Genomic DNA, 13,442 nt, shown 5'->3' with positions numbered 1-13,442 from the left:
TCAGCCCTTGAGCTGCTCGTACGCCGGCAGGGTCAGGAAGTCGGCGTAGTCCTCGTCGAGGGAGACCTGGAGGAGCAGGTCGTGGGCCTGCTGCCAGTGGCCGGCGGCGTAGGCCTCGTCGCCGATCTCCGCGCGGATGGCGGCGAGTTCCTCGGCGGCGACCTCGCGGGCCAGTTCCGGGGTCGCCTTCTCGCCGTTCTCGAACTCGACGCCCGCGTTGATCCACTGCCAGATCTGGGAGCGGGAGATCTCGGCGGTGGCGGCGTCCTCCATGAGGTTGAAGATGGCGACGGCGCCGAGGCCGCGCAGCCAGGCCTCGATGTAACGGATGCCGACCTGGACGGCGTTGACCAGACCCTGGTACGTCGGCCTGGCGTCGAGGGAGTCGACGGCGATCAGGTCGGCGGCCTTGACGTCGACGTCCTCGCGGAGCCGGTCCTTCTGGTTCGGCTTGTCGCCGAGGACGGCGTCGAAGGAGGCCATGGCGATCGGGACCAGGTCGGGGTGGGCGACCCAGGAGCCGTCGAAGCCGTCGCTCGCCTCACGGTCCTTGTCCGCCTTGACCTTCTCGAACGCGACCTTGTTGACCTCCGCGTCGCGACGCGACGGGATGAACGCCGCCATTCCGCCGATCGCGTGCGCGCCGCGCTTGTGGCAGGTGCGGACGAGGAGTTCGGTGTACGCCCGCATGAACGGGGCCGTCATCGTCACCGCGTTGCGGTCCGGGAGGACGAACTTGGCGCCGCCGTCACGGAAGTTCTTCACGATCGAGAAGAGGTAGTCCCAGCGGCCCGCGTTCAGCCCGGAGGCGTGGTCGCGGAGTTCGTAGAGGATCTCCTCCATCTCGTACGCGGCCGTGATCGTCTCGATCAGGACGGTGGCGCGGACGGTGCCCTGTGGGATGCCGACGTGGTCTTGCGCGAAGACGAACACGTCGTTCCAGAGGCGGGCCTCCAGGTGCGACTCCGTCTTCGGGAGGTAGAAGTACGGGCCCTTGCCGAGGTCGAGCAGCCGTCGGGCGTTGTGGAAGAAGTACAGGCCGAAGTCGACGAGCGCGCCGGGGACGGGCGTGCCGTCGGCGTCGACGAGGTGGCGCTCGTCCAGGTGCCAGCCACGCGGGCGCATGACGACCGTCGCCAGCTCCTCGTTCGGGCGCAGGGCGTACGACTTGCCGGTGCGCTCGTCGGTGAAGTCGATGTTCCGGGTGTACGCGTCGGCCATGTTCACCTGGCCGAGGACCACGTTCTCCCAGGTCGGCGCGGAGGCGTCCTCGAAGTCCGCGAGCCAGATCCGCGCCCCGGAGTTCAGGGCGTTGATCGTCATCTTGCGGTCGGTGGGGCCGGTGATCTCGACACGGCGGTCGTCCAGGGCGGCGGGGAGGGCGCCACCTTCCAGGAGTCGTCGGCGCGGATCGCGGCGGTCTCCGGGAGGAAGTCGAGCGTGGAGGTACGGGCGATCTCGGCACGGCGCTCCGCACGGCGGGCCAGCAGCTCGTCACGCCGGGGCGTGAACCGCCGGTGCAGCTCGGCCACGAAGGCGAGGGCGGCGTCGGTGAGGACCTCGTCCTGGCGGGGCAGGGGCTCGGCGTCGACGATGGCCAGCGGGGACGGCGCTGGTGCGGACATGAGCTGTCACTTCCTTCAGCGGGCGTGGCACCGGGTGTCGGTCGACCCGGGTAGGGCGGCGAGCGCCTCCGGACCATGAGACGCTTCTGAGAAGTGGATACTAGTTTTCTCATGGTGGAAGTTCAATGTTGTGTTGATGTCAGGCCCTTTGGGGTCGGCGAGGTGGCGTTCGGTGTCATTTCGCTCACGCAAGGTGACCCTTGCCCGCCCGGGTCACTCCAGGTGGACCAGATCGGCCGCCGTGTCGATGTCGTACGGCCGCGCCACGTCCCCGCACTCGACGAGCGTGATCGCCTCCTCGTGCGCCGTCAGATAGGCGCGTGCCCCCCGGTCGCCGGTGGCGGTCGCCGCGACAGCGGGCCAGTGGCCCGCGCCGAGGAGGACGGGGTGGCCCCGCCGGCCGTCGTACGAGGCTGCGACGAGCGCGGTGTCGGGCCGGCTCGGCGGGCCCGGCTCGTGCGGCGGGCCCGCCGGATGTGACCGGGGCGCGGCGAGGACGCGGGCCACCGCCTCCGGCCCGATGCCCGGCTGGTCGACGAGCGAGACCAGGACGGCGTCGATGCCCGTTCCGGCCAAGGACTCCAGCCCCGCCCGCAGCGACGAGCCCATGCCCTCGGCCCAGTGCGGGTTGTCGACCAGCACGCAGCCGGGCAGTTCGGCGCGGGTCCGTACGGTCGCCGCCTCGGCGCCGAGGACCACGTGGATCCGGGCGCAGCCGCCCGCCCGCAGCACCGCGACCGCGTGCTCCACCAGGGGGCGGCCGTGGTGGGTCAGCAGGGCCTTGGGGCGTCCCCCGAGGCGCCGCCCGCCGCCGGCGGCCAGCAGCAGCCCGGCGACCTCGCTCCTGTGGTGGGCCGCGCGTGGTGTGGTGTCCTGGGCCCCGTGGTGGGCCGCGCGTGGGGCGGTGTTCTCGGCCTCGTGGTGCGTCATGCCTCTTGCATACCCGACCCGGCGTGGGCGTCGCGTGAAAGCCGGACCGGCCGTGGGCCGGCTCTGTGATGCTTGGGGACTGGAATTCAGTCCCCGTAGTGGCGCTCGCCACACTGATTGGCGTTTACTTGCCCGCGCCGCCTTTGGCGACCGACCTACGCCACGGGGCGGCCGGCCGTGCGGTGGCGTTCGGCCGTGACTCGCGTCCAGGGGTGTGGGCGAGCAAGGGGGAGGCGGCTGTGTTGCGGAGCTTGGGGCAGAGGCCAGTGACCGGCAGTGACAAGGACCCGAGGGTGGCGGAGTTGCGCTCGGCCGTGTCCCGGCTGCGTCGTGAACTCGCCGCTTATCCGGTGGAGTTCTCGGACCGGGGGATCGCGGAGGACGAGCTGGCGGCTCTTGCGGCGATGGCCGTCAGCGGCGCCCCGGAGGTTCTCCGGCTGCGCCGCTCCCTGCTTCTGATAGCGGGCTCCATCGGCTCCGTCAGCGCGCTGGCGAAGGGGCTGGCGGAGGTGCGTACGGCGGTCGAGGTGTTCGGGGAGCCGCCGCGGCGGTGATCGGTCGGCGGGTGCGGGCAGTTCGTGGGTGCTCGTGCGGTTCCCCGCGTCCCTTGAAGGGGCCTGCGGCCCTTCGAGGGACGCGACCGGGCAGCGGTGGGCCCGTGGCCGAACGTCTCGGCTGTCAGCCGCTCGCGGTCGAACTCGCCAGAGCCTCCGACAGCTCCGCTGCCACCTGCCGGAGCACCGGCACGATCCGTTCCGTCGCCGCCTCGGTGACGCGTCCCGCGGGTCCTGAGATCGAAATGGCCGCGGCGGTCGGGGAGTTGGGGACGGAGACGGCGAGGCAGCGGACGCCGATCTCCTGTTCGTTGTCGTCGACGGCGTAACCGAGGTCGCGTACGTCGCGGAGCGCGGCGAGGAAGCCGTCGGGTGTGGTGATCGTCCTCTCCGTGGCGGCCGGCATGCCCGTGCGGGCCAGCAGGGCGCGCACCTCGTCGGCGGGGAAGCCGGCGAGCAGGACCTTGCCGACGCCGGTGGAGTGGGGAAGCACCCGGCGGCCCACCTCGGTGAACATCCGCATGGAGTGCTTGGACGGCACCTGGGCCACGTACACGATCTCGTCGCCGTCGAGGAGGGCCATGTTCGCCGTCTCGCCGGTCTCCTCGACGAGGCGCGCGAGGTAGGGGCGCGCCCAGGTGCCGAGGAGGCGGGACGCGGACTCGCCGAGGCGGATGAGGCGGGGGCCGAGGGCGTACCGGCGGTTGGGCTGCTGGCGTACGTAGCCGCAGACGACCAGCGTCCGCATCAGCCGGTGGATGGTCGGCAGCGGCAGCCCGCTGCTCGCGGAGAGTTCGCTGAGGCCGACCTCACCGCCGGCGTCCGCCATCCGCTCCAGCAGATCGAAGGCGCGCTCGAGGGACTGGACACCGCCGGAGGGCGACTTGGCGGAGCCGGTGGTGCTGGCGCTGGACGACGGCACGGGCGCGGTCCTTTCGGGATGGCGGGCGAGGTCGCAGCCTACCGGGCGGTTCGTTGACCACTGGCTTGTCTGTCACTACGTTCTGTAAAATGGAATCCTGATTCCGTCTTGTGAAAACATCCAGAGTGGACGCGTCGGGCAGGGTGGAGGGGTGTGCCCTTGACGCGGCGGGGACGGGAGTGAAAACTCCTTCAACAGAACGTTGAATTCCGTTACGCGGAAGTACATACCGTACCCGGAAGTCAACAGCGGTACGGCGAGAGGGGTCCCGGTGTCCGAGGCTGAACTGGTGTTGCGCTCGTCGCGCGTCATCACCCCCGACGGGTCGCGCCCCGCCGCGGTCGCCGTCGCGGACGGCAGGATCACGGCGGTACTCCCGTACGACACCGACGTACCGCCCGGCGCGCGTCTGGAGGACCTCGGCGACGACGTCCTGCTGCCCGGCCTCGTCGACACCCATGTGCATGTGAACGACCCGGGCCGCACCCATTGGGAGGGCTTCTGGACCGCCACGCGCGCCGCGGCGGCCGGCGGCATCACCACCCTCGTCGACATGCCCCTGAACTCCCTCCCGCCGACCACGACGGTGGACCACCTCCGTACGAAGCGGGAGGTCGCCGCCCGCAAGGCCCACATCGACGTCGGCTTCTGGGGCGGTGCCCTGCCCGGCAACGCCAAGGACCTCCGGCCGCTGCACGACGCCGGGGTCTTCGGTTTCAAGGCGTTCCTCTCACCGTCGGGCGTGGACGAGTTCCCGCACCTCGACCAGGAGGGGCTCGCCCGGTCCCTGGCCGAGATCGCCGGCTTCGGCGGACTGCTCATCGTCCACGCCGAGGACCCCCACCACCTCGACGCGGCCCCGCAGCGGGGCGGCCCCCGGTACGCCGACTTCCTCGCCTCCCGCCCGCGCGACGCCGAGGACACCGCCATCGCGGCCCTCATCGCCCAGGCCCGCAGACTCGACGCACGCGTCCACGTCCTCCACCTGTCCTCCAGCGACGCGCTCCCGCTGATCGCCGAGGCCAAGCGGGACGGCGTGCGGATCACCGTCGAGACCTGCCCGCACTACCTCACCCTCACCGCCGAGGAAGTCCCGGACGGGGCCAGCGAGTTCAAGTGCTGCCCGCCCATCCGCGAGTCCGCCAACCAGGACCTCCTCTGGCGGGCCCTCGCGGACGGCACCATCGACTGCGTGGTCACCGACCACTCCCCGTCGACGGCCGACCTGAAGACCGACGACTTCGCCACCGCCTGGGGCGGCATCTCCGGACTGCAACTGAGCCTCGCGGCGGTCTGGACGGCGGCCCGCGAGCGCGGCCACGGCCTGGAGGACGTGGTCCGCTGGATGTCCTCACGCACGGCCGAACTGGTCGGCCTCGACGACCGCAAGGGCGCCATCGAGTCGGGCCGCGACGCCGACTTCGCCGTCCTCGCCCCCGACGAGACCTTCACCGTCGACCCGGCCGCACTCCAACACCGCAACCGCGTCACCGCGTACGCGGGCAAGACCCTGCACGGCGTGGTCAGGTCCACCTGGCTGCGCGGCGAGCGCATCGTCGTGGACGGCGGGTTCACCGAACCGAAGGGGCGGCTCCTCACCCGCACCGCCTGACCGCATCCCGCACTCCCGGCGGCCGACAACCGAAAGGCAGACCTGATCATCGTGACGGCGCAGCGAGAACCCTCGGTGGCGAGCTTCACCGGCGACGCGAACCCGTACCGCGGCGGCGACCCGTACGCGGACTACCGCACCGCCGACTTCCCCTTCACCCGGTACGCCGACCTCGCCGACCGCAGGCTCGGCGCCGGTGTCGTCGCCGCCAACGACGAGTTCTTCGCCCAGCGAGAGAACCTGCTGGTGCCCGAGCGCGCCGAGTTCGACCCCGAGAACTTCGGGCACAAGGGCAAGATCATGGACGGCTGGGAGACGCGGCGGCGCCGGGGCGCCTCCGCCGGCCATCCCTGGCCTGCGGCCGAGGACCACGACTGGGCGCTGGTCCGCCTCGGCGCGCCCGGTGTGATCCGGGGGGTCATCGTCGACACGGCCCACTTCCGCGGCAACTACCCGCAGGCCGTGTCCGTCGAGGGCGCGTGCGTGGCCGGTTCCCCGTCCCCGGAGGACCTCCTCGCCGGTGACGTGAAGTGGACGACCCTCGTCCCGCGCACCCCGGTCGGCGGCCACGCGGCCAACGGCTTCGTGGTCTCGGTCGAGCAGCGCTTCACCCACCTCCGCCTGAACCAGCACCCCGACGGCGGCATCGCCCGCCTCCGCGTGCACGGCGAGGTCGTGCCGGACCCGGCCTGGCTGACCGCCCTCGGTACCTTCGACGTGGTCGCCCTGGAGAACGGCGGCCGGGCCGAGGACGCCTCCAACCTCTTCTACTCACCCGCCACCAACACCATCCAGCCCGGCCGCGCCCGGGTGATGCACGAGTGCTGGGAGACCCGCCGCCGCCGGGACCAGGGCAACGACTGGATCCGCTACCGCCTGGCCGCCCAGGCCGAGATCCGCGCCCTGGAGCTCGACACGGCCTACCTCAAGGGCAACGCGGCCGGCTGGGCCACGGTCTCGGTGAAGGACGGAGAGGACGGCGACTGGACCGAGATCCTCCCCCGCACCCGCCTCCAGCCCGACACCAACCACCGCTTCATCCTCCCCGACCCGGCGATCGCCACCCACGCGCGCGTGGACATCTACCCCGACGGCGGAATCGCCCGCCTGCGCCTCCTCGGCTCCCTCACGGAGGAGGGCGCGGCCCACCTGTCGGCCCGCCACCGGGAACTGGGCGCCTGAGCGGACAAGTGCCTCCCCGCCCACCGATGAGTTGCGGGCGCCGACGGGGTCTGCCCTGATGACGACAGACCGCTCACGACAGCGGGCCGCCGGGGACGGCGGACCGCCGACGACACAAGGCACCCCGCCACGGAACAAGGAAGCAGGCACCCGCCATGGGCAAGCTCTCCCTCACCTCCTTCGTCACTCTCGACGGCGTGTACCAGGCCCCCGGCGGCCCCGACGAGGACCGCCGCGACGGCTTCGAGCACGGTGGCTGGAGCGTCCCGTACGGGGACGAGGACTTCGGACGGTTCATCGACGGCGTCTTCGGCCGCGTGGGCGCCTTCCTGCTGGGCCGCAGGACGTACGAGATCTTCGCCGCGCACTGGCCGAAGGTCACCGAACCGGCCGACCCGGTCGCGGGGAAGCTCAACTCCCTGCCCAAGTACGTCGTTTCGAGCACCGTCACGAACCCGGAATGGAGCGGCACCACCGTGCTCTCCGGCGACCTCGCCAAGGAGGTCACCGCCCTCAAGGAGCACACCGACGGCGAGGTGCAGGTCCACGGCAGCGGCGACCTCGCCCAGTCGCTGCTCGCCCTCGACCTGGTCGACACCGTGCACCTGCTGACATTCCCGGTCGTCCTCGGCTCCGGCCGCCGCCTCTTCGCCGAGGGCGCTCTGCCGACCGCGTTCCGCCACGCCGCGGGGAGCATCACGAGCACGGGCGTCTCGATCCAGACGTACGACCTGGCGGGACGTCCGCAGTACGGCACCTACGAGCTCCCGCGGAACGCCTGACTCGACACCGACCGTTTGCGCGGGACGGCGAGAGCCCCCTCCGCTGGACCCTCCGCGTCCCGGCTACGGCCGGCACCGTCCGGCCAACGCCGCTCATGTGTGATGCGCCGGTGAAGGACGTGCACGCCTGGGGCTTATTTGTGTGTTTGCCGGGAACTCGTAGTGCGCAGCGATCGCCACGGGTCTCCTTCCCGGCGGGCGATCTCGGGTAACGGACGAGGGAGAGGCCGTGACCGTTCGAGTGGGCGTAGAGGAAGAGTTCCATGTTCTGGACGCGAGGAGCGGGCGGCTCGTCCCGGGCGCCGACGCGCTCCTCGGTCGCCTGCCCAGAAGCGAGTTCAAGCCCGAGCTGCAGCGATCGGCCGTGGAGTGGAACAGCCCGGTGCACACCGCGCTGGACTCCCTGCACGCCGATCTGTCCGGGGCGCGGCGGCGGCTGGACGCGGCGGCCTCCCCTCTCGGGCTGGCCGTCGTCGCGGCCGGCACGGTGCCGCTGGCGCGGGTGACGCGCGGTGACGCCACCGACGATCGTCGTTACCGGCACATGGTCGACGCCTACCGGCGGGTCGCCGACGAGCATCTCGTGTGCAGCGCGCAGGTCCATGTCGACGTACCCGACCGCGACACGGCCGTCCGGATCATGTGCGCCGTCTCCCCGTGGCTGCCCCCGCTGCTGGCTCTGTCCGCCAGCTCACCGTTCTGGCTCGGCGCGGACACGGGGTACGCCAGCTGGCGCACGATGCTGTGGCAGCGCTGGCCCACCGCGGGGCCGGTCGGCTGCTTCGCCGGAGCCGCCGACTACGACGCCACGGTCGAGGCTCTGGTCCGCTCCGGTGTGATCAGCGACCGGGGCATGGTCTATTACGACGTACGGCCGTCCGATCACCAGCAGACCCTGGAGCTGCGCGTCTGCGACGCCTGCCCGCGCACCGAGACGGTCGTGCTCGTCGCCGGGCTGTTCCGCGCCCTGGTCGAGGACGCGCGAGTCCGGCTGGAGCAGCCGGGCCGGGTCTGCGACGGCAGGCACGAATGGCTCCGGGCCGCCGTCTGGCGGGCGGCCCAGGCGGGGCTGGAGGGCACCCTGGTCGACCCGGTCACCCGTCTCGCCGCGCCCGCCCCCACCGTCCTGCGCGACATGCTGCGGAGGCTGCGCCCGGCCCTGGAAGCCTACGGCGACTGGGACTCCGTACGCGTGCTCATGGAAGAGGCGCTGGCTCGGGGCAGCGCGGCGCGGCGACTGCGCGGGGTCGCGGAGGAGGAGGGCCTGCTCGCCTGTGTGGAGACGATGGTCGCCGAGACCCGCGGTGAGCACAGGCGGGGCCCCGCTTCCGGAGCCGCCCGCCGCCCCGTCGCGGCGGCGGGTGCCGCCCCGCCAGGGGCCCCGCCACCGTACTCGGTGGAAACCGTCGGCGGCTGACACACCGCGGCCATGCATAAAGGCAGGCGCCGGCCGTCGCCCCGCGACAGGGTGCCACGGTGCGGAGAACCCGCCGTCCGCCCCGTGGCGCCGGTGCCACCGTGAACAAGGAGAGTGGCTCGCATGCCCAGCAGCAGGACCCACACGCGACGGACCGCATCGTGCTCGTTCAAGGCCTCGCCTCCGGGCACGGCCCACAGCGGCCCCCTGCGAGGAGGTGTGGCCTGATGTGCGGCCTGAGCGGAGAGATCCGCTTCGACGGCGGACGGCCCGACCTGGCGGCCGTCGAGCGCATGACCGACCGCCTCACCGCCCGGGGACCGGACGGCAGGGGGCTGTGGTCGCAGGGCGCCGTGGCGCTGGGCCACCGTCGGCTGAAGATCATCGACCTGTCCGAGTACGGGGCCCAGCCCATGGCCGACTCGGCGGGGCGGATCGCCGGTGTCTTCAACGGCTGCATCTACAACTACAAAGAGCTGCGCGCGCAACTGCGCGGTCTCGGCCACCGCTTCTTCTCCGGATCCGACACCGAGGTGGTGCTCAAGGCGTACCAGCAGTGGGGAACCGCCTGTGTCGACCGCCTCTACGGCATGTTCGCCTTCGTCATCGTCGAGCAGGCCACCGGGCGGCTCGTCCTGGCCCGTGACCGGCTGGGCATCAAGCCGCTGTACCTGGCCCAGGCGCCGGGGCGGCTGCGCTTCGCCTCCTCGCTGCCGTCCCTCCTGGCCGGCGGCGGCATCGACACCTCGCTCGACCCCCTCGCGTTGCACCAGTACCTGAGCTGGCACGCCACGGTGGCCGCGCCCCACACGGTCCTCACCGGAGTACGCAAGCTGCCCGCGGCCACCGTGCGCGTCGTGGAACCGGACGGCCGCCACCGCGACGTCCGCTACTGGCAGCCGTCGTACACCCGCCGGCCCGAGTACGCGCACCTGGGCGCGGACGAGTGGCGCGACGCGGTGCTCGACGCGCTGCGCACCGCCGTACGCCGGCGCATGGTCGCCGACGTACCGGTCGGCGTGCTGCTGTCGGGCGGCCTCGACTCCAGCCTGATCGTGGCGCTGCTGGCCGACGAGGGGCAGCGCGACCTCGCGACGTTCAGCGTGGGGTTCGAGTCGGAGGGCGGCGAGGAGGGCGACGAGTTCCGCTACTCGGACCTGGTCTCCCGGCACTTCGGCACGGACCACCACCAGCTCATGGTGCCCTCGGACCGTGTGTCGACGGCGCTGGACGCGGCGATCGAGGCGATGAGCGAGCCGATGACCAGCCATGACGTGGTCGCCTTCCACCTGCTGTCGGAGCAGGTCGCGAAGGAGGTGAAGGTCGTCCAGAGCGGTCAGGGCGCCGACGAGGTCTTCGCCGGCTACCACTGGTACCCGGACATGGCCGCCGCCCCCAGAGAGCGGGCGGCCGAGGCGTACGCCGAGACGTACTTCGACCGGCCGCACGCCGCCCTCACCGGGATCGTGGATCCCTCCATGCTGCCCGGCCACGACGTGTCCGGCCGCTTCGTACGGGAGCACATGGCGCATCCGGGCGCCGAGACCGCTCTCGACGCGGCGCTGCGGCTCGACACCCATGTGATGCTCGTCGACGATCCGGTCAAGCGCGTCGACAACATGACCATGGACTGGGGACTGGAGGCCCGCGTCCCGTTCCTCGACCACGAACTGGTGGAGTTGGCCGCCGCCTGTCCGCCGGACCTGAAACTCGCCGACGGCGGCAAGGGGGTCCTCAAGGCCGCGGGCCGCCGGCTCCTGCCCGCTCAGGTCGTCGACCGGCCCAAGGGCTACTTCCCGGTCCCCGCCGTCAAACACATGGCGGGTCCCGTGCTGGGGCGGGTCCGTGAGGCCATGTCGGCGCCCGAGGCCAGGTCACGGGGTGTCTTCCAGGACGGGTACGTGGCCAGGCTGCTGTCGGCGCCGGACGAGCACCGCACCAGGCGTGGGGCGAACGAGCTGTGGCAGGTAGCTTTGCTGGAGATATGGCTGCAAACGCACGGAATCAGCTGACCGGGGCGCAGGGGACTCAGCCCTCGCGCCCGGCGACGGCGGCCCCACCGCACCCCCTCGCGGCTCCCCCGGCGGCGGGGGCGTCGCCGACGGGGTGCCGTGGCGGCCCGAGGACCACGGTGGCGCCTCCTCCGCGCTGACGGCGGGGGCGGCCGGGGCGGCCGGCGGCCGGGCGGTGTCGGCGACCGGCCCGACACCGGCCTCCACGGCTCCCGTACCGGTACTCCTGCCCGACACCGCCGGGTACCGGGACACCCCGCAACGGCTGACGTCCCACGGCTGCTGGTATCCGTCCGTGGACCCGAGCGGTGGGCACGTCGCGTTCATCTGCGACCGGGGCGGGGTTCCGCAGCTGTGGACCGGCCCCGTCGACGGGCCCGAGGTCCATCTGCTCGACTCCGACCCCCACCCGGTCAAGGAGGTGGCCTGGTCGCCGGACGGCCGCTGGATCGCCTACACCACCGCCCCCGGGGGCGGCGAACACACGCGGGTGCTGTGCGTCCGCCCGGACGGAACCGGGCGACGCGTACTCGCCGGTGCCGAGCCCGGCAGCTCCGCGTACCTGGGCTGCTGGCAGCACGACGGCTCGGCCGTCGCCGTCACCGTCGCCGAGCCGGTTCTCGCGCCCGGCGGGGCCGACACGGAAGAGGGCCCCGCCCCTGCGGAGCCGGGCCTCGCCGACCCACGGACCTACACCGTCCCCCGTCCGGCGGGCTGGGCCGTCCGCGACGGCCGCGCCGTGCTGCTCGGCGGCCCGCACCACGGCGACGCCGGTCGTGGCACGGGGGGCCCCGGTGCCCACGAGCGGGAAAGCGGCAAGGTGGATCCCGAGGGGGCGGCCGGCGGAGGGCTGGCCGCCTACCTCGTCGACCCCCTGGGCGCGGCGGCACCCGCCCTGCTGGCGGTCGAACGGGGCGCCGCCACGCTGCGCGTGTGCGACATCAGCCGGGACGGACGGCTGGCACTCCTGCGCCGGGGACCGAGGGGCCGCCGCGAAGCCCTCGTCGTGCGTACCGCCGAGCTGCGGACCACCTGCGCCCTGCCGGTCGCCGACGGCGATCCCTGGGTCGGCCGGTTCTCCCCGGACGGCACCACGCTGTGGCTGCGCAGCGACGCGGCACGCGAGTTCGCCGCGCTGTTCGCCGTCCACCTGGACGGCGGAGGGGCGCGGCGGGGGCTGACCGTCGCCGCGGAGCGCGAGGACTGCGGACTGGAACTGCTGGCGTTCGGCCACGACGGGCACACCGCGGCCCTGGCCTGGAACGTGCGCGGGGCCAGTGAACTGGAGGTCACCCCCATCGTGGCGGCATCCGGCGGCGACGCCCGGGTGGGTCCGCCGCGGGCGGTGCCGCTGCCGCACGAGGTGGTGACGCGTATCGCGCGGGCCGACGGCCGGGCGGGACCTGTGCTGGCGCTGTCCGGGTCGCAGCGCCGCCCCGGTGTGTGGTGGTTCTCCGAGGGCGCCGCGCTGCGGACAGAGTGGTCCTCCCGCGACGAGGACGCCGTCCCGCCGGGCCGTCCGCCCGTGCGTCCCGTACCGCTGCGGCCGACGGCACGCGACGGGTTGCCGCTGAGCGGCTGGTACTACCGGGCGCCGGGCCGGGGCCCCGGGGAGCCGGCACCCTGCGTGATCCATCTGCACGGCGGCCCGGAGGAGCAGGAGCGGCCCGTGTTCAACCCGCTCTACCACGAGCTGCTGGGCCGGGGCCTGGACATCTTCGCTCCCGACGTGCGCGGCTCCTCCGGCCACGGCCGGTCCTTCGTCGACTCCGACCTCGGCAAGGGACGGTTCGCCGCGATCGAGGATGTCGCCGACTGCGCGGCCCACGTCGTCGTGGCCTCTCTCGCCGATCCGAGGCGGCTGGCCGTCATGGGCCGCTCGTACGGCGGCTACCTGGTGATGGCGTCCCTCGTGTGGCACCCGGACCTCTTCCGCACCGGCGTCGCGGCCTGCGGCATGTCCGACTTCGCGACCTTCTACGCCGGTACCGAGCCGTGGATCGCGGAATCGGCCGCACACAAGTACGGTCACCCGCAACACGACCGGGAGCTGCTGCACGCGCTGTCCCCGATGACCCGCGTCGACGCGCTGCGCGTCCCGTTGCTCGCGGTCCACGGTGAGCACGACACCAATGTGCCCCTCGGTGAATCCGAGCAGTTCGTGCGCGCGGCCCGCGAGCGCGGTCTGGAGGCCGAACTGCTTACGCTGCGTGACGAGGGCCATGACTTCCTGCGCGCGGACAGCCGGAAGATCTTCCGCCGGACCGCCGCCGACTGGATCGAGCGCCACATCGCCGAGTGACGTCGGCACACCGCGCCGCGCCCCCGCGTGGCAGCCGACGCGCGCCGAGTGCCGGCGGCGCGTTGGACATGCCTCCGATGTGAGCCTCAGTAGTGTTTTGTCCG

General features: G+C 72.6%; 9 protein-coding genes and 1 pseudogene. 7 read left to right on the top strand and 3 right to left on the bottom strand.

All coding sequences use genetic code 11. From position 1 onward, the window contains the following. Positions 1 to 1,625 (bottom strand): annotated as a pseudogene (gene aceB / locus WBG99_RS06120) (malate synthase A). Positions 1,626 to 1,838: 213 nt separating this feature from the next. Further along, positions 1,839 to 2,555 (bottom strand): nucleotidyltransferase family protein, encoded by a 717-nt coding sequence (locus WBG99_RS06115; RefSeq protein ID WP_338895334.1) that lies wholly within the window; start codon positions 2,553 to 2,555, stop codon positions 1,839 to 1,841. Positions 2,556 to 2,794: 239 nt separating this feature from the next. On the opposite strand from WBG99_RS06115, the gene WBG99_RS06110 reads away from it, so the two are divergent. Then, positions 2,795 to 3,109 (top strand): DUF5955 family protein, encoded by a 315-nt coding sequence (locus WBG99_RS06110; RefSeq protein ID WP_338895333.1) that lies wholly within the window; start codon positions 2,795 to 2,797, stop codon positions 3,107 to 3,109. A 124-nt stretch (positions 3,110 to 3,233) separates the two neighbouring features. Here the strand turns inward: WBG99_RS06110 and WBG99_RS06105 are convergent, their stop codons facing one another. Continuing rightward, on the bottom strand, positions 3,234 to 4,031 hold the full coding sequence (locus tag WBG99_RS06105; protein WP_338895332.1) for an IclR family transcriptional regulator: 798 nt from the start codon (positions 4,029 to 4,031) through the stop codon (positions 3,234 to 3,236). 271 nt (positions 4,032 to 4,302) lie between these two features. Here WBG99_RS06105 and allB point away from each other — a divergent pair, with 271 nt between their 5' ends. The 6 genes from allB (at position 4,303) to WBG99_RS06075 (ending at position 13,338) form a co-directional block, all read left to right on the top strand. Further along, on the top strand, positions 4,303 to 5,643 hold the full coding sequence (gene allB / locus WBG99_RS06100) for an allantoinase AllB (RefSeq protein ID WP_338895331.1): 1,341 nt from the start codon (positions 4,303 to 4,305) through the stop codon (positions 5,641 to 5,643). 51 nt (positions 5,644 to 5,694) lie between these two features. Further along, the gene (alc, locus tag WBG99_RS06095) at positions 5,695 to 6,825 is read left to right on the top strand and encodes an allantoicase (RefSeq protein WP_338895330.1); all 1,131 of its coding nucleotides are present in this window, start codon (positions 5,695 to 5,697) and stop codon (positions 6,823 to 6,825) included. Between the two features lie 155 nt (positions 6,826 to 6,980). Further along, positions 6,981 to 7,607, top strand: coding sequence for a dihydrofolate reductase family protein (locus WBG99_RS06090; RefSeq protein ID WP_338895329.1), 627 nt, complete (start codon positions 6,981 to 6,983; stop codon positions 7,605 to 7,607). A gap of 229 nt (positions 7,608 to 7,836) precedes the next feature. Continuing rightward, on the top strand, positions 7,837 to 9,024 hold the full coding sequence (locus tag WBG99_RS06085) for a YbdK family carboxylate-amine ligase (protein ID WP_338895328.1): 1,188 nt from the start codon (positions 7,837 to 7,839) through the stop codon (positions 9,022 to 9,024). A 227-nt stretch (positions 9,025 to 9,251) separates the two neighbouring features. Further along, positions 9,252 to 11,036 (top strand): N-acetylglutaminylglutamine amidotransferase, encoded by a 1,785-nt coding sequence (locus tag WBG99_RS06080; protein ID WP_338895327.1) that lies wholly within the window; start codon positions 9,252 to 9,254, stop codon positions 11,034 to 11,036. 175 nt (positions 11,037 to 11,211) lie between these two features. Further along, positions 11,212 to 13,338, top strand: coding sequence for a prolyl oligopeptidase family serine peptidase (locus WBG99_RS06075; protein ID WP_338900239.1), 2,127 nt, complete (start codon positions 11,212 to 11,214; stop codon positions 13,336 to 13,338). Positions 13,339 to 13,442 lie beyond the last annotated feature (104 nt).

The organism is Streptomyces sp. TG1A-60 (assembly GCF_037201975.1).
Classification (GTDB): domain Bacteria; phylum Actinomycetota; class Actinomycetes; order Streptomycetales; family Streptomycetaceae; genus Streptomyces.
This window is presented reverse-complemented; position numbering and strand designations above follow the sequence as displayed.